General features: G+C 61.1%; 22 protein-coding genes and 1 pseudogene. 8 read left to right on the top strand and 15 right to left on the bottom strand.

Annotated elements, in window-relative coordinates; all coding sequences use genetic code 11:
* The 3 genes and pseudogenes from M0D69_RS17605 to M0D69_RS17595 form a co-directional block, all read right to left on the bottom strand.
* Window positions 1-472 (bottom strand): annotated as a pseudogene (locus M0D69_RS17605) (helix-turn-helix domain-containing protein); the annotation flags it as partial.
* Window positions 473-498: 26 nt separating this feature from the next.
* Window positions 499-1,008, bottom strand: a complete 510-nt coding sequence (locus tag M0D69_RS17600) for a hypothetical protein (protein WP_301783237.1) — start codon at window positions 1,006-1,008, stop codon at window positions 499-501.
* Between the two features lie 238 nt (window positions 1,009-1,246).
* Window positions 1,247-2,383: a LacI family DNA-binding transcriptional regulator gene (locus M0D69_RS17595; protein ID WP_301783236.1), complete on the bottom strand. Its 1,137-nt coding sequence runs from the start codon at window positions 2,381-2,383 to the stop codon at window positions 1,247-1,249.
* A gap of 313 nt (window positions 2,384-2,696) precedes the next feature.
* Here M0D69_RS17595 and M0D69_RS17590 point away from each other — a divergent pair, with 313 nt between their 5' ends.
* From M0D69_RS17590 to M0D69_RS17570, 5 genes are all read left to right on the top strand, one after another.
* Window positions 2,697-3,518, top strand: coding sequence for a shikimate dehydrogenase (locus M0D69_RS17590; RefSeq protein ID WP_301783235.1), 822 nt, complete (start codon window positions 2,697-2,699; stop codon window positions 3,516-3,518).
* 74 nt (window positions 3,519-3,592) lie between these two features.
* The gene (locus tag M0D69_RS17585) at window positions 3,593-4,450 is read left to right on the top strand and encodes a fumarylacetoacetate hydrolase family protein (RefSeq protein ID WP_301783234.1); all 858 of its coding nucleotides are present in this window, start codon (window positions 3,593-3,595) and stop codon (window positions 4,448-4,450) included.
* A gap of 92 nt (window positions 4,451-4,542) precedes the next feature.
* Window positions 4,543-5,871: an MFS transporter gene (locus tag M0D69_RS17580; RefSeq protein WP_301783233.1), complete on the top strand. Its 1,329-nt coding sequence runs from the start codon at window positions 4,543-4,545 to the stop codon at window positions 5,869-5,871.
* A gap of 56 nt (window positions 5,872-5,927) precedes the next feature.
* Entirely contained in the window at window positions 5,928-6,875 is a 948-nt protein-coding gene (locus M0D69_RS17575) for a dihydrodipicolinate synthase family protein (protein WP_301783232.1), read from the top strand.
* Window positions 6,876-6,926: 51 nt separating this feature from the next.
* Window positions 6,927-8,144 (top strand): porin, encoded by a 1,218-nt coding sequence (locus tag M0D69_RS17570; protein ID WP_301783231.1) that lies wholly within the window; start codon window positions 6,927-6,929, stop codon window positions 8,142-8,144.
* Between the two features lie 163 nt (window positions 8,145-8,307).
* Here M0D69_RS17570 and M0D69_RS17565 read toward each other — a convergent pair whose 3' ends face one another.
* Genes M0D69_RS17565 through M0D69_RS17555 form a run of 3 tightly spaced genes read right to left on the bottom strand, consistent with a single transcriptional unit; the run spans window position 8,308 to window position 10,459 of the window.
* The gene (locus tag M0D69_RS17565; protein ID WP_301783230.1) at window positions 8,308-9,216 is read right to left on the bottom strand and encodes an NmrA/HSCARG family protein; all 909 of its coding nucleotides are present in this window, start codon (window positions 9,214-9,216) and stop codon (window positions 8,308-8,310) included.
* A 37-nt stretch (window positions 9,217-9,253) separates the two neighbouring features.
* A complete protein-coding gene (locus M0D69_RS17560) occupies window positions 9,254-9,859 on the bottom strand; it encodes an FMN-dependent NADH-azoreductase (RefSeq protein WP_301783229.1) in 606 nt (201 codons plus the stop codon).
* A gap of 21 nt (window positions 9,860-9,880) precedes the next feature.
* Window positions 9,881-10,459 carry a YceI family protein gene (locus M0D69_RS17555; RefSeq protein WP_301783228.1) on the bottom strand — a complete coding sequence of 193 codons (579 nt, stop codon included), beginning with the start codon at window positions 10,457-10,459 and terminating at the stop codon, window positions 9,881-9,883.
* A 183-nt stretch (window positions 10,460-10,642) separates the two neighbouring features.
* Here M0D69_RS17555 and M0D69_RS17550 point away from each other — a divergent pair, with 183 nt between their 5' ends.
* Entirely contained in the window at window positions 10,643-11,566 is a 924-nt protein-coding gene (locus tag M0D69_RS17550) for a LysR family transcriptional regulator (RefSeq protein WP_301783227.1), read from the top strand.
* A gap of 279 nt (window positions 11,567-11,845) precedes the next feature.
* On the opposite strand, the gene M0D69_RS17545 is transcribed toward M0D69_RS17550, so the two are convergent.
* The 9 genes from M0D69_RS17545 to M0D69_RS17505 all read right to left on the bottom strand — a co-directional run bounded on the left by M0D69_RS17545 (window position 11,846) and on the right by M0D69_RS17505 (window position 20,561).
* A complete protein-coding gene (locus tag M0D69_RS17545; protein WP_301783226.1) occupies window positions 11,846-12,232 on the bottom strand; it encodes a BON domain-containing protein in 387 nt (128 codons plus the stop codon).
* A 30-nt stretch (window positions 12,233-12,262) separates the two neighbouring features.
* A complete protein-coding gene (locus tag M0D69_RS17540) occupies window positions 12,263-13,408 on the bottom strand; it encodes a porin (RefSeq protein WP_301783225.1) in 1,146 nt (381 codons plus the stop codon).
* Window positions 13,409-13,501: 93 nt separating this feature from the next.
* Entirely contained in the window at window positions 13,502-15,130 is a 1,629-nt protein-coding gene (locus M0D69_RS17535; protein ID WP_301783224.1) for a 3-(methylthio)propionyl-CoA ligase, read from the bottom strand.
* Between the two features lie 42 nt (window positions 15,131-15,172).
* A complete protein-coding gene (locus M0D69_RS17530; protein WP_301783223.1) occupies window positions 15,173-15,535 on the bottom strand; it encodes a Rieske (2Fe-2S) protein in 363 nt (120 codons plus the stop codon).
* Window positions 15,522-16,070: an alpha/beta hydrolase gene (locus M0D69_RS17525; RefSeq protein WP_301783222.1), complete on the bottom strand. Its 549-nt coding sequence runs from the start codon at window positions 16,068-16,070 to the stop codon at window positions 15,522-15,524. The genes M0D69_RS17530 and M0D69_RS17525 overlap by 14 nt, the downstream gene beginning before the upstream one ends.
* Window positions 16,067-16,915, bottom strand: coding sequence for a TauD/TfdA family dioxygenase (locus M0D69_RS17520; protein ID WP_301783221.1), 849 nt, complete (start codon window positions 16,913-16,915; stop codon window positions 16,067-16,069). The genes M0D69_RS17525 and M0D69_RS17520 overlap by 4 nt, the downstream gene beginning before the upstream one ends.
* Window positions 16,916-16,925: 10 nt before the next feature.
* Window positions 16,926-17,906 (bottom strand): quinone oxidoreductase, encoded by a 981-nt coding sequence (locus M0D69_RS17515; RefSeq protein ID WP_301783220.1) that lies wholly within the window; start codon window positions 17,904-17,906, stop codon window positions 16,926-16,928.
* Window positions 17,907-18,021: 115 nt separating this feature from the next.
* On the bottom strand, window positions 18,022-19,341 hold the full coding sequence (locus M0D69_RS17510; protein ID WP_301783219.1) for an MFS transporter: 1,320 nt from the start codon (window positions 19,339-19,341) through the stop codon (window positions 18,022-18,024).
* A 164-nt stretch (window positions 19,342-19,505) separates the two neighbouring features.
* Window positions 19,506-20,561 (bottom strand): 3-keto-5-aminohexanoate cleavage protein, encoded by a 1,056-nt coding sequence (locus M0D69_RS17505; RefSeq protein WP_301783218.1) that lies wholly within the window; start codon window positions 20,559-20,561, stop codon window positions 19,506-19,508.
* Window positions 20,562-20,808: 247 nt separating this feature from the next.
* Here M0D69_RS17505 and M0D69_RS17500 point away from each other — a divergent pair, with 247 nt between their 5' ends.
* Both M0D69_RS17500 and M0D69_RS17495 read left to right on the top strand, forming a co-directional pair.
* Window positions 20,809-21,810 carry an AraC family transcriptional regulator gene (locus tag M0D69_RS17500; RefSeq protein ID WP_301783217.1) on the top strand — a complete coding sequence of 334 codons (1,002 nt, stop codon included), beginning with the start codon at window positions 20,809-20,811 and terminating at the stop codon, window positions 21,808-21,810.
* 366 nt (window positions 21,811-22,176) lie between these two features.
* Window positions 22,177-22,920 (top strand): DUF3348 domain-containing protein, encoded by a 744-nt coding sequence (locus M0D69_RS17495; protein ID WP_301783216.1) that lies wholly within the window; start codon window positions 22,177-22,179, stop codon window positions 22,918-22,920.
* The last annotated feature ends 7 nt before the right edge of the window (window positions 22,921-22,927 follow it).

The following is a 22,927-nucleotide window of genomic DNA, read 5'->3' as shown; positions in this document are numbered from 1 at the left end:
GCTTGCGGCTGTAGACGTCTTTCATCATGTACCAGTAAAAGTAACGCCCGCGGATGGTCGTGGGCATCCACGTGATGTCCCAGCACCAGAGCTGATTCGGACCATCGGCACGATGGGTGGTGGGCGCGCGCCGTTGCGACACGCTGGCACGCCCACGTCGCCGGCTCAGACCCTCAGCCTTTAATACCCGGTAAAACGTCGACTCCGAGCCAAGGTAGATGCCTTTATCGGCCAGTTTCGGCACGATCTGATGCGGCGTGAGGCTGGCAAACTCCGCCCGGCAGGCGGCCTGGAGTACCGCTTGACGCTCGATGTCACTGAATTTATTAGGCGGCGACGCGCGCTCACTGAGCACCCGCGCGTCTTCAGGCTGGTGCCGCCAACGCTGCACGCTGCGCACGCTCACGCCCAGCAGCACGCTGGCGCTGACCTGACTGGCGCCGGCTTGAACCGCTTCATCGATCAACTGCATGGTTTCACTGCGATCCGGGGTGCTGATCAGTCGCCCTCTTTTTTGCCCCAGATCGCATCGGCTTTTTTTAACATCGTCACCAACGCTGCGGCCTCCGCTCGGGCCGCTTCGGTGCGCTTGAGCTGACACTCCAGTTCACCGATACGCTTGGCTGCAAGCTTGGCCTGGGTGCGTTCGGCCGCACTCAGTTTCGGCACGAGCGCCACGTTGGCCCGCTCGCAGACGCCGCGCCATTCACGGATCTGTTCGGGATAAATGCCATTCGCACGGCCGTAATAGGCGATCTCAGTCTCGCTTAACAACGCAGTCTCCAGCACCACCCTGAACTTCTCGGCGCTTGACCACTGATCGCTCGTCTTGCCATTGCCCGGCATGTATTTCCCTGAGTTACGTAGGCTTCGCGCGTGGCGCCGCCAAGTGTGCAGCGTCACCGTCGTCACGCCGGTGGCACCGGACATCTCAATGACGGCCCGGTTTAAGGGCGGCATCATTTGACGCATCGCCCACTCTTTGAATTCCGCGCTGTAACGCTTCATCTTTCATTCGCTTGCCGCCCCCCAGTTTTGCATTAAAAGTAAAATCCGGTGACGCGACAACTAGCCTGACATGGGGGGCGTTGGAAAAAGAAATGAAGTGCCGCCACGCACAGTGGCTAATAGTGATAAAAAAATCAGCTAACTCACGCAGACCACTAAGGCCGAAAGCACCAACCCAGCACCACCCCCGACCACCGCCCTAGCACCGCCCCCCCAACCGAGTGCGAACGCCCGCGAATTACGCGATGCCCGGCGCTTTGCCCGTCGATTCACGCTCCACCAGCAAAACGTCGAGCATCGCCGGGGGCTCGCAATCCCGGCCCGCCAGCCGATCGATGAGATATTGCGCGGCCAACTCCCCCATCTCGCGATCGGGCACCCGCACCGTGGTCAACGAAGGCCGCGAGTGCGCGGCAATCTCGATGTCATCAAAGCCGCAAATTGACAGCGTGCCCGGCACGTCAATACCCATCGCCTCAGCCTCCAGCAATGCCCCGATCGCGAGGATGTCGTTCCCGCAAATAATCGCCGTCGGCGCGGGAGCGTGACTCATGATCTGCCGGAAGCTTTTGCGCGCGAACGGTATGCGTCCGACGTTGGAGTTGTTGTCCATCAGCGCGACGTGAGCCGGTCTCAGCGCAAGGCCATTTTCTGCGAGCGTGGCATGAATGGCGCCTAAGCGGGCTGCTACGCGATTGTTGAGTTTCGTCGACTGGAAGATCACGCCGAAGCGTGTATGGCCAAGTTCCAGCAGCCGCCGCGTGATGACCTCGTAAGCGCGCGCATGGTCGAATCCCGCGCACGGGTGGTCGCTGTCCGCCCGCTTGCCGAAGGTCACGACGTACGGGATGTCCTTCGCCCGCAGCAGGTCGAAAAGAGCGTCGGGGTAATTGTCTCCGAGCAGCGCGATCGCATCCACGCCGCGCCCCACCATGCCGCGCGCCAGCCGATAACCCTCCTCGGGATCATATGAGGAGCAGGCAACGAAGACGGCCAGCCCTTCAGCGCCAAGACGCCCCTGAAAGGCCTGCAACTGCTGGTGGAATTTCTCGTGCTCGAGCGTCGGGACAATCGCACCGACGGTATAGGAACGCCGCGACACCAGCGAACGAGCGGCGGCGTTCGGGACCCAATCGAGTTGCGCAATCGCGGCCCGGACACGGGCGCGGGTTTTCTCGGTCACCTTCTCGGGGTCGTTCAGGTAGCGCGAGACCGTCGCCGTGGACACGCCGGCTACCCGCGCGACGTCAGCCAGCACGGGCTCATCGCCGGAAGCAGTAAGCGAACGGGGCATTTGTGCCGTCATGGGCGCGGCCTGAGTCCCTGCTGCGTCGGCGTTCGCGCGGGCGGTTTCGGCATCTTTCGAATCTTGCATGAAGAAATTGGAGCGATGTAAGCGGTGTGCTGAAGGTAAGTGTTTGCCCTTAAAGGTGCAATAGCAATTTGACGGTATGGCCGAAATTATTCTACGATGTAAGCGCTATGCAAAACAACGAACGACGATGACTTGCGATGGATTCGGAATCATGCACGCCTCACATAGTAGACTAGCACGCAGCGTCATTAAATCCTAAAGCCAATCTAGTGTTTGAAATGCATAGCGGTTACATTTATACACGGGCCGGGAGGTCTTGACGCAGCCGGTTTTCAGAGTCGTTGATTGCCAAGACACGCAATAAGGATGGGTCGTGACAAATAGCTGGGAAGTCGATTACGTCAACGGGAAAACACGCATCTTCGGAATAGTCGGACATCCGATCGAGCAAGTGCGCTCGCCGGAAATGATCACGGCGGAATTGGTGTCGCGCGACCTCAATTCCCTGATGGTGCCGGTGCACGTTCTCCCCGCCGACTTCGACCGGGTCATGCCCGAACTTCTGAAGCTGCAGAATTTCGACGGGTTCGTATTTACGATTCCCTTCAAAGGCGAGGCGCGCAGATTTGCGAGCCAGCTCGGTCCGCAGGCAAGCTTCGTCGGCGCGGTCAATGCGCTCGTGCGCACGGACAACGGTCAATGGCTCGGCGATATCTTCGACGGCCTCGGCTGCGTGGAAGCCTTCCGTCGCAGAGACGTGAGTTTCGCGGGCAAGCGGGTGATGATGATCGGCGTTGGCGGTGCAGGCAGTGCGATAGCCGTTGCGGTGGGACGCGAAAGTCCTGCAAGCATCAGGATCTTCGACCCCAATGCACAACGCGCCGGGGATGTAGCGGAGAAGGTGCGGCGCTGCAGTCCATCGACTCAGGTCGAGACCGGCGAGCCGGTCGTTGATGGCATCGACGTGCTGATCAACGCTTCTCCGGTCGGGATGCTGGACGACACGCGCATGCCCATTCGTGCGGAAACGCTGCCCCGCGATCTGATCGTATTCGATGCCATCGTCAAGCCGGAAATGACGCGGCTCTTGTCGCTAGCCAGGGATAGCGGCTGCACGTTCATTCAAGGCCGGGAAATGATGCGCGGACAAATCAGCAAGATTGTGGACTTCTTTCAGACCCGCGATTTCTTATAAGTCGAAGATCGGTACCAGTACGCGCGACTTTCAATTGCTGCGTACCTGTTCATTCAATCGCAACTGGAGTAACGATGAAATTACTGCGCTATGGCCCGCAGGGCTCGGAAAAACCCGGCTTGATGGACGATAAAGGACAGATCCGTGACCTGTCCGAAGTCGTGAAAGACATCGACCCGGATTTTTTTGCGGGCGATGGTCTTCGCAAGGTGGCAGCGCTCGACGTCAGTCGATTGTCGATCGTGCAAGGATCGCCGCGCATTGGTGCGTGCATCCGGCGGCCGGGAAATTTCATCGCGGTTGGCCTCAACTACGTCCAACACGCGATCGAAACGAACGCACCCATCCCGAGCGAGCCGATTCTATTCAACAAGGCGCCGTCCTGCATCTCCGGGCCGTTCGACCCGGTCACGCTGCCCGTGGGCTCCGTTAAAAGCGATTGGGAAGTTGAGCTTGCGATCGTTATCGGGCGGGACGCGCTGTATGTCAGCGAAGAATCCGCGCTTGATTATGTGGCCGGATATTGCATATGCAACGACGTGTCGGAACGGGAATCGCAGCTCGAACACGGCGGACAATGGGTAAAGGGCAAGATGTTCCCGACCTTCGGGCCGCTGGGTCCTTGGCTCGTGACGAAAGACGAAATCGCGGACGTCCAGGAACTGAAGTTGTGGCTGGAGTTAAATGGGAAGAGAGTTCAGGATTCCTCCACGAATGACATGATTTTTCCCATCAAGAAACTCGTGTCGTATATCAGCCAGTTCGTGGCGCTTCAGCCCGGCGATGTAATTACAACCGGCACGCCGCCGGGTGTGGGTCTTGGCATGCATCCCGAGGTCTATCTCAAGGCTGGCGACACGATGAAGCTTGGTATAGAGGGGCTCGGTATGCAGGAACAGAAAGTGGTGAACTGGGCTGCAACGCAGAAGTAGATAAACGGCACACGCCCACGCGCCCGGTTTCTGCGCCGGCGTTGGGCTGGCAGCCTTTTCAAATTTCACAACATATATAACGGAGACGCAGCATGAACGAGAGTCCGGCAGGTCAATCCACTCCGCCTCGCATACGGCGCAGCCAGACCGTGGCGCTGTCGCTGCTGATGATCAGCGGCATCATCAACTATCTTGATCGCGGCACCCTGGCTGTCGCGAACGAATCCATTCGCGCCGACCTTGGGTTGTCGCTCGGTCAGATGGGCATTTTGCTCTCGGCGTTTTCGTGGAGCTACGCGCTGTGTCAGCTGCCGGTCGGCGCACTGGTCGACCGCATAGGACCGCGCTGGCTGCTGGGCATCGGCTTGATCGTCTGGTCGCTCGCGCAGGCAGCGGGTGGACTTGCCGCCACGTTCGGTTATTTCGTCGTCACGCGCATTGTGCTCGGCATCGGCGAGGCGCCGCAGTTTCCATCAGCGGCGCGGGTTGTCAGCAACTGGTTTCCGTTGCGATCGCGTGGCACGCCCACGGGCATCTTCAATTCAGCGTCGCCGCTGGGTATTGCGCTCGCGCCGCTGTGCCTGTCCATTCTGATCGCATCGACGAGCTGGCACTGGGCGTTCATCGTGACGGGCGCGGCGGGATTCCTTGTCTCTATCGTCTGGCTCATGATCTATCGCGATCCTGTCAGGTCGCAGATGACGGATGTCGAGCGTCAGTACCTCGATGCGGACGCGGATCAGGACTCGGCGAACAAAGTCGCTGGAAAACTCACGTTCGCCGACTGGCGCGCACTCTTCTCCTATGGCACCACATGGGGCATGTTGATCGGCTTCTTCGGTTCGGTGTATCTCAACTGGGTCTATCTGACGTGGCTGCCGGGTTACCTGAGGACCGCGCGGCACATGAGCCTCGAGCGCAGCGGTATTGCAGCGGCTGTACCGTTCTTCTGCGGTTTTATCGGCGCCCTGCTCGCTGGATGGCTGTCCGACCTGATTACCCGGCGCAGCCGTTCAGCGGTGGTGGGCCGCCGCAACGCGGTTGTGATCACGATGCTCGGTATGGTCGCATTCACCATTCCGGCCGCGCTGGTCGAGAGCAATACGATCGCCCTCGTCTGCATCTCGGTCGTGATCTTTCTGGCAAACGCTGCTTCCGCCTGTTCGTGGTCGCTCGCCACCGCGGCAGCGCCGCCCAGCCGCATTGGTTCGCTCGGTGCGATCCAGAACTTTGGCGGTTTTCTTGGCGGAGCGCTGGCACCGGTCGCGACCGGGTACATTGCCCAGGCTTCGTCGTTCGTGCCTGCTTTGCTGACCGGGGCCGGCATCGCACTCGTTGGTGCAATGGCATACCTTGTTCTGGTCCGCAAACCGATTCCCGAGCGTGAGCCCGAGACCGCGGCGCTGCATCTACCCGCCTGAGATAAACGCGCAAGCCATTGCGCAACCAGGTTTGATTCTGACAATAGAGAGAAAATATGGATACCGTATTAAATCCTGCCACTTCGATAGAAGGTATTGTCCCGGTCATGCTGACACCGTTCGACGAGGCCGGCGCGATCGATTACGCCGGGCTCGAACGCCTGATCGAGTGGTATCTGGCCCATGGCTCGGACGCGCTGTTCGCGGTCGCTCAATCGAGTGAGATGCAATTCCTGAGTCTCGCCGAGCGGGCTGCGGTGGCACGTTTTGTCGTCGATAAGGTCGCGGGCCGCGTTCCGGTCGTCGTGTCCGGCCATATCAGCGACGACCCCGATGCCCAGGTCGAAGAACTCAGCGCCGCTGCTGCGTCAGGCGCGCAGGGCGTGGTGCTGGTGACGAACCGGCTCGACCCTAAGCGTGAAGGCACAGCGACCTTTCTCGCCAATCTGGAGCGCTTGCTCAAACGCCTGCCCTCCGACGTACCGCTCGGCTTCTACGAATGTCCCGCGCCGTATCGCCGCTTGTTATCCGATGAAGAACTGAAGGCCTGCATCGACACCGGCCGCTTCATGATGCTGAAAGACGTGAGTTGCGATCTCGATACCGTCAAGCGGCGCGTCGCGCTCGCCAAGGGATCGCCGCTGAAGATCCTGAACGCCAATGCAGCGATTGCATGGGACGCAATGAAAGCAGGCTCGGCCGGCTTCAATGGCGTCTTCACCAACTTCCACCCCGATCTTTATCAGTGGTTGCGTACCAAAAGCGACGCCCACCCGGCGCTGGCCGAGGAATTGTCGACGTTTCTTGTGGTCGCGGCCGTGTCGGAAGCGTTGGGGTATCCGGCACTTGCGAAGATTTACCACCAGCGCATTGGCACCTTCGGCTCAATCCGCTGCCGCGTGATCGACTACGACGTTCGCGAGCGGTTCTGGGCGCTGGATGCGGTTCTCGACAAGATCGTTGCCGGCACCGAGCATTTCCGCGCGCGGATTGCAGCGCTGTAGTGCGTTGCACTTGAAGACGTTTTTATAAAAAAGAGTAACAGGAGAAGTCGAATGAAAAAACGCAGTCAATATATCGGAATGCTAATCGTCGCCAGCGCTTCTTGTATCGCAAGTTCCGCGTTCGCACAGAGCAGCGTGACGCTGTACGGGATCGTGGATACCGGTTTGGTGTATGCGAACAACCAGGCATCGCTCGGCTCAACCAGCGGCGGTCACTCGGTGACGAAACTCGCGTCAGGGATCTGGGCCGGAAGCCGCTTCGGCTTGAAGGGTGCGGAAGATCTCGGCGGCGGAACCAAGGCAATCTTCCAGTTGGAATCGGGCTTTAATCTCGACACCGGAGCACAGCAATATACGAACGCGGAATTCGGCCGTCAGGCGTACGTTGGTGTTACGAACCCGACCTACGGTACGTTCACGGCCGGCCGCCAGTACACGTCCTACTATTCGCTGCTGTCGCCGTATAGCCCGACCACCTGGCTCACCGGCTACTTCGGTGCACACCCCGGCGATATCGACTCGCTGGATACCGACTTCCGCGAAAACAACTCGCTCGTCTATACGTCGCCGAAATTCTATGGGGTCACCATGAGCGGCTCGTATTCCGTGGGCGGCGTTGCAGGCAGCCTCAATGCGGGCTCCACCTGGAGCGTGGCGTTGCAATACATCAACGGTCCATTCGGCATTGCGGCCGGCCTGCAGCGCATCAACAATTCGACACCGGGCGGCGGCGCCTGGGGAACGGACTCGACGACCAATTCAGGCGGGCAATCGGGCGTGTCGGCCCTCACCAACGGTTATCAGACCGCGGCGGCTCAGCAGCGCGTGGCAGTCACGGGAGGTTATGCGTTCACCCAGGCGCTCGATATCTCGGTGACGTATTCAAACGTCCAGTACATACCGGGTATCAACTCGAAGTTCACTGACGAAGCGGTCTTCAATACCTTTGGCACCGTGCTTCACTATCGCGCTGCACCCGCAATCGATCTTGCCACGGGCTACAGTTATACGCGCGCCACGAAGGCGAACCACATCGACAGCGCGGCTCAGTATCACCAGTTCAATCTGTCCGAGGCCTACAACCTTTCGAAGCGTACGACGCTGTATGCGCTGCAGGCGTTCCAGGTAGCGCACGGCAAGACGCTGGGCACGACGGGATCAGGAAGCATCATCAACGCGACTGCAACGCTTGGCGATGGCTTCCAGAGCAGCCCATCTTCGTCAGGCAAGCAGTTTGCCGCAGGGGTTGGCATCGTTCACCGGTTCTGATCAAGCTGCAGTCTGATCGGCGGCCAGAGGTTTGATTGTGGATCTCTGGAGCCGGCAAACGTGTGACGGGTTGATGGCCCTGTTTGGACTCGTCTACGGCGGTGGGGACTCGCCCGTTCTTCGTGCGCGTCAAGGACGCCTTCTCGTTTGGAGAGGTGTGTTTTCACGTGGCTGCCGGGATCGCGAAGTTCGCTTTTGCCCATGCGGCAAACTTCGTCGGCTGCTGGCCGGCGACTTTGTTGGCGAGTGTGATCGCGCCGCGCGAATCCGAGCCGAGATACGTGTGCGCTTCGAAGTAGGCGAGCATCGCCGCGATACCGTCGGCGTGCGGAAACCAGCCGGCAAATACCTCGCGCGGGACTTGCTTGAACGAGAGCGTGTTTCCTTGTTGATTCAGGGTGGCGATGATCTCGTTGAAGCTCAGGAAATCGCCGACCAGCGCCAAATGTTCGCCGCGCCCCGCGAGTTCCGGCTGCGCGAACGCGCCGACCACGAGGCGACCGAGTTCGGTGATGTCGCCCATATGGATGACGCGCCGCTCCGGATCAAGCGGCAGCGCCCAACCCGCGGTGCCATCCGCTTGTTTCTGCGGAGCCATGAGGCCGATCAGGTTTTGGTAATAGAACGGCGCGATCACGAACGTGTGGTACGCAAATCCGGCTTCGCTCACGATGGGTTCGACTTTCGCCTTCGCCGTGAAATGCGGGACATTGATCGTGCCGCCGCTGATCGCCTCCACATTGGGAAGCGTCGACCAGATGAAGTGCTGTACGCCGGCGTCTTTCGCCGCGTTGACAGCCGCGAGCGCCTGCTTGGGCTCGTCTGCTTGTGCTTCCCAGGAATTGGTCACTAGGAAAACTCCGTGTGCTCCGGCAAATGCGGCTTTAAGCGTTTCCGGACGATTGAAATCCGCCAGAACGACTTCGTCACCCAGCTTCGGGTGCCTGGCCGGATTGCGCGTCAACGCGCGCACTTTGAATTGACCGCTCGCCTGCAGCGCGCGCACAACGGCGCCGCCTTGCTGGCCGGTTGCACCCACGACGGCGATGAGCTTCTGGGTGTTCGACATCATTGTTCTCCAAGGAGTATTTGGTTAGGGCGGTGCTACCTCACGCAGCGAGCGCGGCGGTCTCTTGCTTAGCCGAGGCGATGGCCTCGCTGCGCGCCTCCGGACCCATCGCCACACCTTCCGCGCGAATGAAGGTGATATCCGTAATGCCCAGAAGGCCGAAGGCCGCCTTCAGATAGGTTTCCTGATGATCGAAGACGGCGGCCGGCGAGCCTTCGCTATAAACGCCGCCGCGCGACGAGGCAATGACCAGCTTCTTGCCGCCGCACAGTCCGACCGGGCCGTGCTCCCCGTAGCGGAATGTCCTCCCGGCGACGGAGATACGGTCGATCCAGGCCTTCAGTTGAGAGGGCACGCCAAGGTTGTACATCGGCGCACCGATGACCACGATGCCGGCTGCCAGGAACTCCTCAAGCGCGACCTGGCCCATGGCGACGTCGGCCTTCAATGCATTGTCGACCGGAGCGCCTTGCGCGGCCGCGAGGTGTGCAGCCATCAGATGGCCGATCGGTGTGGCGGCAAGGTCGAGACGAGTGAGCGCAAGGTCGGGATGGCGGCCCCGGAAGGTCGCGACGACATCCGCTGACAGATCACGGCTGACGGAGCCTTCGCCGAGGATGCTGGAATCTACGTGTAACAGTTTCATGAGACTTATCTCCGAACGGGATTACTGCTTCAGTGCTTCGGCCGAGATGAGCAGCCTGGTCTTCATACTGAAGCCGTACACCTTGCCAAAGTCGACGCCGAAGTCACTGCGATCGAATTCGCCCACCGCGTCGACGCCGCACACTTCGCGCTTGAGCATCGGATGTGGCATGCACTTGAACGAGTCGATCTTCAGCGTCAGCGGCTTGGTCACGCCGTGCATCGTCAGATTGCCGACGACCATGGCCGGCTGGTCGCCCTTGAACTTGATCGTGCCCTTGTAGGTCGCTTCCGGGAACTTCGACGCGTCGAAGAACTGATCCGACTGCAGGTTCTGGTCGAGCTTCGTGCTACCCGTGTGGATCGACGCAATGTCGGTCGTGACTTCAACGGTGCCGGTCTTTGCCGCGCGATCGAGCGTCACCGTGCCCTGCGACTTGTCGAACTTGCCACGCCAGACCGACAGGCCGCCGATGTGGTCGGCCTCGAAACTCGGGTACGTGTGGTCCGGATCAAGCTGGTACGTCGGCACGTCCGCGAATGCCGAAAACGATAGTGAGGCGGCGAGTGCACCAGCCGCAATCATCAGATGCTTCTTCAAATCAATTTCCTTGAATCATTAAGTTGCCGCGCCCGTGCGCGGTATCAGGTGATGCAACACCGTGAAACGAGGGAATGGCGTTTTACGGCCGCCTCCTGTGTGACACCTCAAGTATGGGGATCAAAGGCACTTCACACTAGATGGTAAAATAGGATTTGATTAATCCATTTATGGAGAGATGTCATGCTTGATCTGAATGATCTGGCGATGTTCGTCCAGGTCGTCCGTGCCGGCAGCTTTTCCGAGGCGGCGCGGCGTCTGGGCATGCCGGCGAATACGCTGAGCCGACGCATCGATCAACTCGAAGGGCAACTCGGCACACGTCTGCTGCATCGCTCGACTCGCAAGCTCGCGCCGAGCACGGAAGGTCAGGCGCTGTTCGAGCGCTATGCGCCGGCGCTTGACCAGATCCTCGAGATCGGGCGACTCCATGCAGATGAGCAGACACCGTCCGGCTCGGTTCGCGTCACCGCGATGGCCGGCCTGTTCGAATTCTTCCGCATTGAATGGTTGGTCGAGTTCTACGCGCGCTATCCACACATCAGCATCGACTTCCTGCTCGACGATACGCCTACCGATCTGATCGCCGAGCGCATCGATCTGGCCTTGCGCATGGGCATCGAGACCCGTAGCGGCCTTAAGGTACGTCGACTGGCGCCGAGTGCAATGATCCTCGCGGCGAGTCCGGCCTATCTGGAGCGGCGCGCTGGACCACGCACGCTGCGTGAACTGGCCGAACACGACTGTCTGACGATTTCTAATCGCCAGGGTCGCAACACGTGGCGTCTGCAGGGTCCACGCGGTAGTCAGGAAGTGTCGATCAACAGCCGGTTCGCGGTCAACGACATGCGAGTGCTGGCGCAGGCTTGTATAGCCGGACTGGGTATTGCGCTGCTGCCGCAGTTAATAGTTGAGCCAATCATCGCGCAGGGGAAACTGGTCCGTGTGCTGCCGACCTATCGGCGCGCCAGCACCGGCCTCGGCCTGCAGCTCGTCTACACGAGCCGCCCACCGGTACCACCTGCAGTAGCGGTCGTCGCCGAATTTCTTTTGGAGAAACTGGGCGAAGCGATGACAAACCCCTCACAGAACCATGCCATCCAATAAGTTCGTCACCTTACCCAGGGAGGGCGAAGCGTAAGAGTCGACTCACCGCCGAACAGATCATCGCGCGCTCATATCAGCGATACGACAGGTCAAGCTTGTGCCGACCGGTGGTGAGGACTTGAGACAATTGATTGTTCTCCGGGTAGCCTTGGTGAGTTATGCACTTGAGCAATCGATGCCGGACTTGCATGATCAGCAGAAGCGCAACTCGTCCGACGCATTAACAGCCCCTCGACTCACTTTGTCAACGCTATATTTACTGACACACCCGCCGGCAGCTTACATGCCGCCAAACGGTTTCTTCACTGTCAGCTTGTTGGTCACCGACGTCACTCCGGAAACGCCCCTCGTCATCGCCTCAACCTTGCCGATCTGGGCAGCGTCCGTGACCGTGCCATTCAATGTCACTGCGCCGTCTTTCGCGATGACACTGATGTCTCCGGCGCTGATTTCCTTGTCCTTCCCGATGGTGGCATAAACCCTGCGGCGCAGGGCACGGTCCGCTTTCCTGCCTACGGGAGCCACAGCGCCCGATGCCGCCATCTCGGACGCACCTTGCGCACCGGCGGGTGCACTGGCTGCTTCACCGGGCTGGGACCACGCGGTTGCGGACGCTGCAACGAACCATGCGGCGACCGCCAGCTCGAGTGCCTTGTTTGTTTTCATGGATTACTCCGGTTTATGAAGGTGACGAAATCAGAAGCTATGGCGAATGCCGACCATGGCCGCAGTGGTGGAGACACCCGGCGCAACCGGGGCTCCATAGATGATCGTCTGGTTCATCGTCCCCTTGTTGTTGACATACCCGACCTGCGCGTACGCCTTGGTCCTCACGGACAGGTTGTATTCCGCACCTACTGCAAACTCGCTCGAGTGATTCGCTGAATTGTTCCGGTCCTTCAGGTAGTAGTAACCGGACGTGATCTTGAAAGCCGGATTGAACTGGTAGCCAAGGCCGCCCGACGCCATTTCGAAGTCGACGCTATTGCTCTTCGCCGGGTTCTTGCCAATCGCGTACGAGGCGGATACCGAAAAACCGCTGATCGTATACATCGCACCGAAATAGTAGAAGCGGTTATTGGTCGCGCCAGTCGCCGGCGTAGCCGGAACCGCTGGATAAGTCAGCGGATACGGGTTGGTGTCATGCCCGTTGTAGTACACCGCGGACAGGTTCAGACCGTAGTTCGAATACTTGAGTACGGCCGACTCGCGCGTGCCGCCCTGGAACTGTCCCGCGACCCCGCCCGGCGCGTACTCGAGCGCAAGCGAGGTGCCATAGAATTTCGGCGAATTGTAGACCAGCGCGTTGCTGTCATACAGGGCGCCGATTGGAGCGTTCGTGCTGGTACCGGGCCAGCCGGCCGCCTGATTGATGCCCAGCCACGAAGTCAGGATGCTGCCGAAATACTGTGCGCCGCGTACGTCGGTTTCTGCCATCGCGTAGATCATCGGGATGATCTGCCGGCCGGCGTCGAACGTGCCAAACGGCCCGGTTGCGCCGACCGTCGCATACTGGTTGAAGAGCGCGGTCGTGCCCGGCGTATCGGACAGCCCGAACTTGCCGTTCGTAGTGTTGAACGTGCCTTGCAGCTTGAACGTGATCTTGTAGCCGCCGCCTATGTCTTCGGCGCCCTTCAGGCCCCAGTAGCTGGCATAGATACCGCCGTCCTTGAGTTGATAGACATGCCCCAGGTTAGGTGCGGTCCGCTGGAACGTTGCGGCCGAGGTGCTCTGATACAGTAATCCACTGTCGAGTACGCCATAGAGCGTAACCGACGACTGTGCATGGGCCGCCGCTGAAAAAACTATCAGCACTCCAAAGCTATATGATTTGAATTTCATTGCGTCTCCTCCAGGTGTGGGGCGCCCCGGGTGGACCCGGCAGCTTATGATTTTGTTGCTCGAATGAAACTGTGTTGTTGCCTTGCCGGTGTCTCAGGCCGACAGGTAGTAGTCGCCGAACTGATCCCGCAACTGGTTCTTGAGCACCTTGCCCGTTGCACCGAGCGGGACCGAGTCGACGAACACCACGGCCTCTGGCTTCCACCACTTTGCAACCCGGTCGTCAAAGAACGTGAGCAGTTCATCTGCGGCGAGCCCACTGCCGGGCTTCTTCACGATTAGCAGCAGCGGTCGCTCGTCCCACTTCGGATGCCGTGCGGCGATGCAAACCGCCGTCGCGACTTCGGGGTGCAGATACGCGACGTTTTCGATGTCGGTCGAACTGATCCATTCCCCGCCGGACTTGATGACGTCCTTGCTGCGATCCGTAATCTGCATGAAGCCGTCCAGGTCGATCTTTGCCACGTCGCCGGTCGGAAACCAGCCGTCGTGCAGCGGCGATCGGCCGTCATGGCCGAAGTACTCCTGCATGACCCAATGACCGCGTACGAGAAGGTCGCCGGTTGCCGTGCCGTCCCACGGCAAATCGTTGCCTTCCAGGTCGACGATTTTCATGTCGATGCCGAACACCGGGCGCCCCTGCTTCGCCTGAAGCGCGTAGCGCTCCTCCGTAGGCAGAGACACCTGATGTGCCTTGAAACTGCAGACGGTGCCGACCGGGCTCAATTCCGTCATGCCCCATGCGTGCAGGACGTCAACATGATGGCGCTCCTGAAACGCTGCCGTCATCGCAGTCGAGCAGGGAGCTCCGCCGATAATTGTGCGTTTCATCGATGAAAACGAACCCATGACCGCCTCGACATGCGCAAGCAATCCCTGCCAGACAGTCGGTACGCCGGCCGACAGCGTGACCTGTTCGTCCTCGATCAGTTCATGGAGCGACTTACCGTCCAGCGCCGGCCCCGGAAACACCAGCTTCGCACCCACCATGCAGGCGATATACGGCAGTCCCCACGCGTTCACATGGAACATCGGCACGACCGGGAGGATCACATCGCGCGCCGAACAATTCAGCGAATCCGGCAGCGCCGCCGCGTAGGTGTGCAGCAGGGTCGAGCGGTGGCTGTATAACACCCCCTTCGGATTGCCGGTCGTCCCGGATGTGTAGCACAGCGATGACGCGCTGTTTTCGTCCAGCAGCGGCCAGTCGAAAGCGTCGCTGTGACCATCGACGAGATCTTCGTAGCACAGCAGCGTGGTAGACAGGCCGTGGTCTTGCGGCATATGCGCACGGTCGGTCATTGCCACGAAAACCTTCGGGCTCTTGACCCGCGGCGCGACGCTCTCGATCAGCGGGAGAAACGTCAAGTCGAAGAACACGACACGGTCTTCCGCATGCTCGATGATGTACGCGAGCTGATCGACGTGCAAACGCGGGTTGAGCGTGTGCAACACGGACCCGGCCCCAGACACGGCGAAGTACAGCTCCATGTGCCGGTAGCCGTTCCACGCCAGCGTCCCGACCCGCTCGCCCGGCTGGATGCCGAGGCCTGCGAGGGCATTTGCCATGCGGCGCGCACGTTGCGCAAAATCCCGGTACCGGTACCGGTGAATGTCGCCTTCGACCCGTCGTGACACGATTTCCTGTTCGCCATGGTGGCGTTCAGCGTGCGTGAGCAGCGATGCGACCAGCAACGGTTGCTGCATCATCAAACCTTGCATCCTTGTTCCCCTGAATGACTGCATGTTCCCGCGCGGCCCGGATCACGGTTCCGCATTGCACGCCGGTTCCCTTGCGGGACTGGTGGCCGGATGCTCAAGACTCACGACCAGCTTTCCGTCGATGGCCCGAACCGGGAAAGTCGTCAGGCCCAACCCGCCCGCGCCCGGCACGCAGCCGGTGCGCAGGTCGAAGCGCAGACCGTGCGCGGGGCAGCGCAGCACGCGTCCCTCCAGCTGACCGCTTGCTAGCGAGGCCCCGTTGTGGGGACACGCGTTATCGATTGCGTGGATCGTGCCGTCGATGTTGAACAGGACAATGCTGCGGCCATCGACGAAGGCCAGTTTGCGCTGGCCTGGCGCGAGTTCATCGACCGCGCCAACCGGTACCTGATCAGACGAGTTCATGGATCAGTGTCTCCGCCATCGGCCATTCACCAAACCCTGCGGCGGGATTCAGGTGACCGACTTCGCCAAGGTCGACGAGCCGACTGCCCCAGTCTTTCGCCATCGCCGCGGCACGCTCGAACTGCGCGAGCGGATCGTTGCGGCTCGCACCGACGATGCTTGGAAACGGCAGCGGCTTTCGTGGAATCGGATGCCAGCCGTTCTGGGCCAGCACATCGATGCTCGGATAGCCTGCCGGCAACGGCGTCTCGAGGTCGGCAGGAGCGGCGAGCAGTGCGCCGTGAATCCTGCGGCTGTGCTGCTGGGCCCAGTGCACCGTGATCATCACGCCCGCGCTGTGCGCAACCAGGATGACCGGGCCGTCGATTTTCGCGAGGGCTGCATCGAGTGCTGCAATGCGTGCCGCGCAACTGAGTTTGTCGTGCTCAAGCGGCGGCACTGAGGCCGCTTTGGGCATCTTTTGCTCCAGCAGCGTTTGCCAATGCTCCGCGACGTAGTCGCGCAAGCCCGGCACCATCAGGATGGTGGGTGTCATATCGGCTTGTCACCGACAATTCCGGCGCGCTCCATCTTGCGGTGACACGGCGGGTAGTCCATCACGGCATAGTGCTGCGTGCTGCGGTTGTCCCAGATCGCGATGCTGTCGGGTTTCCAGCGCCAACGGACCTGATACTCGGGGATGTAGGCCTGGCTGATGAGATAGCGCAGCAGCTCACCCGCGCCCGGATTGGCGTCCTGCCCGAAGCGCACGCGCGCCGGTGTGTGGTAATTGCTGAAATGGGTGGCGTACGCATTCACGAACAACACCTTCTCACCGGTCTCCGGGTGCGTGCGCACAACCGGGTGCTCCGCGTCCGGGAATTGCGCCTTGAGAGCGAGGCGTTTTTCGATCGGCATTGCGGCACCGAAGCTCGCCTCGATGCTGTGGCGGGCTCGCAGGTCCGCGATCTGGGTCTTGATGTGGTCCGGCAGGTTCTCGTAGGCGAGGACCATGTTTGCCCACATCGTGTCGCCGCCGACCGGCGGGCACTCCACGCAGCGCAGGACAGCACCGAACGGCGGCGCCTCGCGCCAGGTGGCATCCGTGTGCCACGCGTTTTCATACCGGTCGCTGGGCTGATCCGGGTTCTTGTAGATGCGCACGAGGCCCGGATGTTCCGGGTCGCTGCCGGCAACAGGATGACCTTCCAGTTCGCCGAAGCGGCGCGCAAACGCAACATGCTCGGCGCGCGAGATGTCCTGGTCGCGCAGGAACAGCACCCGGTGTTTGAGCAGCGCCGCGCGGATCTCGGCAAACAGGCCGTCATCGTCGATGGCATCGGCGAGATTCACCCCGACCAGTTCGGCGCCGATGGCGCACGTCAATTGTTCGACTCGCATGGCGTTCTCCTCAGATGACGAAGACCGACGAGCCGGTCGTCTTGCGCGATTCAAGGTCGCGGTGGGCCCGCGCCGCGTCCTCCAGCGCGTAACGCTGGTTGAGTTCGATCTTGATGCGTCCAGCGGCGACATGCCCGAAGAGTTCGCCGGCGAGTTCGTCCTTCTCGGCGGGGTCGGCGATATAGTCCGCCAGCGCGGGGCGCGTCAGGTAGAGCGAGCCCTTCATCGCCAGAATCTGCGGATTGAACGGCGGGATCGGCCCGGACGCCGTGCCGACGCAGACCATCAGGCCACGGCGCCTGAGCGAATCAAGCGACGCCTCGAAGGTATCCTTGCCGACGCTGTCGAACACGACGTCCACTCCGACGCCGTTGGTCAGTTCGCGCACGCGCTTCACGACGTCTTCCCGGCTGTAGTAGACGATGTGATCGCAGCCATGCGCACGGGCCACCTCGCCCTTGGCCTCATTCGAAACCGTGCCGATCACGGTGAGACCCAGCAGCTTCGCCCATTGCGACACAATCAGGCCGACACCGCCGGCGGCGGCATGCAGCAGGATGGTGTCACCCGCCTTGAAATCGTGAATGCGGCGCATCAGGTACGACGAGGTCAGGCCTCGCATTGTCATGCCGGCAGCCGTTTTGCAGGAGATCGCATCCGGCAGCTTGATGAGAGGCGCCGCCGGGATCAGGCGTTCAGTGCTGTAAGCGCCGAGTGTGTTGAGAAAGCCGGTGTAGGTCACTCGATCGCCGACCGCGACGTTGGTCACGTCGGAGCCGATTGCCTCGACCACACCTGCAGCCTCGACACCCATGCCTGCAGGGAGCGGCACGGGGTACAGGCCGCTGCGGAAGTAGGTGTCGGCGAAATTCAGGCCCACTGCCTCATGGCGCAAGCGAACCTGTCCGGGGCCGGGGTCGCCCACTTCAACGTTTTCATATCGCAAGACTTCGGGACCGCCGGTTTCATGGAAGCGCACTGCTTTCGCCATGTCGAATCTCCTGTTATTTACTCGAACTGCAAATTTATATTTGGTCGGTGATGGTGCTGTCCGTCCCGCTCTCTGGTTCACTTGCCCGGCCTGAAGCTTTCCGGTGGCCGTTGGGTCAGCATCCGGCCTGTTCACGCAGGGCACTCACGCGATCGAGGTCGACGCCATAGTTCCGCTTGCCGATGAAGAAGGCGACTGCAGCGACCAGGGGTGCAAACGGCACGAGTTGCAACGCGCCGAGCAGCCCGATCCGGTCGGCCACGATGCCCGTCAGGACAGCGGCGGGCGCCAACCCCAGCAGGTTATTCGCCAACGTCAGGGTGGCAAACGCCGACGCATGGATCGACGGCGGGGTGAGGTTCGCCACCATCGCACCCGAGGGGCCGGTCGCGCCTGCGCAGAAGAACATGCCGGCGCCGATCACGACGAGCTGTGCCGGACCCGCCGGCATCCGGAAACCGATCGTTAGCAACACGAAGCAGATCAGGCAGAAGGCGACGGCAGTGCTCCACTTCCTTTCCCGCTCATGCTTGCTGAGCCGGTCAGCCAGAATTCCGCACACCACCATGCCGACAGCGGTTGCCAGCACGAACACCGCCGCACCCATTGCCGCCTTGCCGGTGGACATGTCGTAGTAGCGGTTCAGGAAGCTGGGCATCCACGCCCATACAGCTGCTGGGACCAGTAGATGGATACCGCTGCCGACGTAGGCACACACGACGGACTTCGTCGAAAAAAGCCCTTTCATCAGCGCGCGGAAGCTCATGCATACACCGCGGCCCTGCGCTTGCCTGCTCACACCTGCGGGCTGCAGTCGCGCTAGCTGTTTTTCGGTGACGGCAAACCGGTAGAAAACCAGCAGCACGATCCCCAGGGCCGCCATTGCGCCGAACGCCGCGCGCCAGCCAAGGTGAGCCGCAACCGTACCCCCGAGCGCCATGCCCAGCACTGAACCGAACGCCCCTCCGGCCATAAACGCGGCGGTGAGCGTGGAGCGCAGCCGTACCGGAAAAATGCTGAGGACAACCGCAATGCCCACACTGCCATAGGCGGCTTCACCGATACCGACGAAGGCCCGCGCGAGCAGCATCTCGTTGTAGTTCGTCGAGAGCGCACAGCCGAGCGTCGCGAGACTCCACATCGCCGCCATCAGGACAATGCTCTTCACGCGGCCCCATCGGTCGGCGAGCACCGACAGCGGAAAGGTGAGCACGCCGACCATCAGCGCGACCACACTGCTCAGCGAACCCAGCCGAGTGTCGGAAAGGTTCCACGTGGCCTTGAGCATCGGAAACACCGCGTTCAACACCTGCCGCGACATGTAGTCGGAGAGCAGCAATCCCACCGTCAGGACAAATACCACCCACGCATACGCGCGCACGTCTTTTTGCGTCGTTGAAACATCGGCCGTCGTGGGCTCAGCATGCGTGAACATGAGTCGTCTCCTTCGTGTCCAGCTTGTTGGCGACCGCCTTGCCTTGCAGGACAAAGCGGGCCTTTATGGATACCGCATGGATACCGCGCAACCCTCCCCGGCATGCCGGGGAGCCCTACCTTTGAAACCCGGCATGCGCGAAGCGTCAGCCGCGCTCCAATCCTTTACGCCGCGCGCAACGGCAGGTTCTTCACACCGGCCTTGCGATTCGGCGCCATCCCGTTCGCCGCGAGCGTCTCGTCGGCCGTTTCGTACTGCACGCCAATGCGGTAAATGTCGCGCGCTTCCTTGCCGGAGGCAATCTCGCGGCCCAGTTCGCGCGCCACGCGCACGCACTGTTCGATCTGCTGCACCGAAGTCATCCTGTTGCCGTGCTGGTCGATGATCGTGTCTTCGATGCCGCAGCGAGGATGCAGGCCCATGGCCAACGCCATCATGTTGAACGGCAATACGTTCTTCAGCAGCGACTCGGCCGTGACCGTGCAGCCGTCCGGCGCGCGGTGCACGAAGTTGAAGAAGTTGAACGGGTTCGGGCCGTCAAAGCCCCCGCCGATACCGATCCACGTCAGGTTGAGCGGACCCTTGTAGGCACCCTTGCGCACGAGGCGATCGAGTGTCTCGAGCGCATGGATGCCCGTGAGCTGGAAGTGCGGCTGGATGCCCGAGGCCTGCAAGCGACGCAGGTGTTCCTCAACCCAGGCCGGACCCGCGGGCACCGTCATTTCGCTGTAGGCAGCCATGAGCCCAGGATTGGACAGCGACGTGCCTTCCAGGTATGCCGGATAGAGCAACTCCATGATGTTCATCTGCGTGGTGTTGATCGCGACCGTCACCTGATCGGGCTTCGGGTCGAGATCGGCCAGCATGTGACGCGTGTCGTCGGACAGCCACTTCGCGGCCTGGCCGTCGTCTTCCGGTGCAAACGAGATCGAGCCGCCGACCTGGATGATCATGTCCGGCACGGCTGCGCGCACACCCGCGATGAGTTCGTTGAATTTCGACAGGCGCTTGGAGCCCTTGCCATCCAGTTCACGCACGTGCAGGTGCAGGACGGTCGCGCCGGCGTTGTAGCAATCGACGGCCTTCTGGATCTGCTGCTCCATCGTCACCGGAATGTCTTCCGGAAAGTCCTCGGGCATCCATTCCGGGCCGTACGGAGCGATCGTGATGACAACCTTGTCCTGGTTCTCGGGGTGCAGCGAATCGTCGAGGAATTGCATCGTGTTCTCCAATTAGGGGGACGGTATTCCGACGCTCGCGACACGGCTGGCCGCATGAAAACTGGTCGAAATATGATGAACCGTTGAGACCGCACGATACGGCAATCCTGCGTTACACTTTTATGATTGGGCGCCATCCTTTTAGCATTTCATGCCACTACGCGTTAACACCGGTATTGCGCGCGGGAGGCATTTTCATGACCGGACGGCAAGGCGTTGCCCGTAAGATGCGCGCGGAGGCATGACGATGGAATCGATGCTGCGCTCGGTAGCCATGAGCGGCTATTTCGATGTGACGCGGCGGGTCGGACTGAACCCGGTCGAGCTTGCGCAGCAGGTCGGGATCGATACCGCGGCGCTTGCGAATCCGGACGATCGCATTCAGGCAGCCGCCGCGTGCAGGCTGCTGGAACTGACGGCCGAAAAGGCGTCATGCCCGACTTTCGCGCTGCAAATGGCCGAGACCCGGCAGAAGTTCGGTACCGGTGTGGTCAATGTCCTGCTCGCGCACAAGCGCACGCTGCGCGAGGTGTTGCTGGCCACAGCCGAATACCGGCATCTGCTGAATGAAGCCCTGGCTGTGTACGTCGAGGACGCGGGCGAAACGGTCACCATCCGCGAAGAACTGGTCGTCGAACCGGGTACCCCAACGAATCAGGCGATCGAACTCGCGGTCGGTGTCCTCTGGCGCCACTCCAGCGCCCTGCTTGGTGATCACTGGAAACCACGGTCCGTCCATTTTGTTCATCAGGGACCTAAAGACCTGACGTTTCATCGACGGTTCTTCGGCTGTCCGTTGGAGTTCGGCAGCGATTTCAACGGCTTCGTGTGTGCGGCCGCCGATCTCGATTACCCGAATCCCGCCGCTGACCCGGAACTGGTGCGATATGCCGAGAGCCTCGCGGACTCACTCAACGTGACGGGTGTCGACTCGACCGCGCTGGAAGTGCGCAAGGCGATCTACTTGTTGCTGCCCCTCGAGCAGGCCACCGTCGAGCTGGTTGCCCGCCATTTACGTCTGAGCGTTCGCACCATGCAGCGCCAACTTGAACTGGCGCATACCAGCTTCTCGCGTCTGGTCGAGGAAGTCAGGGGCGAACTTGCCGTGCGCTATATGAGCAACCCACGTTATCCCATCGGGCGGGTTTCCGCACTGCTGGGCTACTCACAGCAGGGCTCCTTCACCAACTGGTTCAGTTCACGCTTCGGCGTGACCCCGCGCGCCTGGCGCAACAGCCATTTGAAATAACGGTGCTGCGCTTTGGGCCCTTCGGCAAATGTTCGTCCAAGGCCGTCATCGTGTAGTTCTGCATCCCGAACTACTTCTCGGCTCATGGCTATACGTGCCCACCGAGCCGTGACCGCGATCTCGCGAATGTCTACTCCCGACAACCGGCACCGATTGTCAACGCGCACGTGATACCAACTTCAACCGCGAGACTCCAACCGCCGTTTGCCGAACATGCCAAAGACCGGAAGTCGGGCCCGAAATCCGGCTATTGCGAGTGGCGTATCGAACCCTCTGAAATTCCACCCTCACCCACCCCACTAATCAACGGTCAGCGTCCCCCATCCCGCGGGCGTGTAAACTAGCGGACTTTTTGACTCTGGTGGTATGGTGCAAGCCCCACAGCGCACAGCTTTCAGCGGCCCGACGCTCATTCGCTTACTTGCTCGCCTGATGGATGTCGAATTTACCGAATCCCGGCAATCGCTTTCGGACCGGCTGAGCCAATGGCTCCACTGGACAGATGCCATCGCGTTGTCGACGGCGCTAAACGGTAATCCGCCTGCCGTACCCTTTGGCGTGCGAGCCCTCGGCAGCGCCGAGGAGAACGAGTGCGCCCGTGTGCGTAGCGCGTTGGCGAATGCCATCGTCGGTAATAACGCCCTCGCCGCCGTCAAGCGGCACGGGCCTGCGCAAGCGCCCTCGCACGGAGCCCCCACGGACGCCGCGGCTGACTACCCGGTTTTTCGTCAGCGCTATCTCTCCATGCAGCAAGCGATGGAAACGGGTATCGGCAACCTGCGCGGCCGCCTGCGGGAAAAGCTGGCCGCCAGGCCGCCTGCCATGACTCGCCTGGCGGAGGTGGATGCGGTCATGGAGCGAGCGTTGAGCCCGCGCGAGCGGAGTTTGCTCGCCGCTGTGCCCGGATTGCTCGGCGGGCACTTCGAGCGTTTGCGCCAGGCCGAGCAGAAGACGCTGGCCGACGCCCAAGCATCGGGGGATGCCCCAGCGATCACGCCGGGCGCATGGCTGGCCGTGTTCCGCAAGGATATGCAGAGCGTGTTGCTAGCCGAACTGGAGCTTCGTTTTCAACCGGTCGAAGGGTTGCTTGCGGCCCTTCGCACCAGCTAACTGGGAC

The organism is Caballeronia sp. SEWSISQ10-4 2, from assembly GCF_030464885.1.
Lineage (GTDB): Bacteria > Pseudomonadota > Gammaproteobacteria > Burkholderiales > Burkholderiaceae > Caballeronia.
Note: the sequence above shows the minus strand (reverse complement) of the source record. Positions and strands in the feature narration are given on the sequence as shown.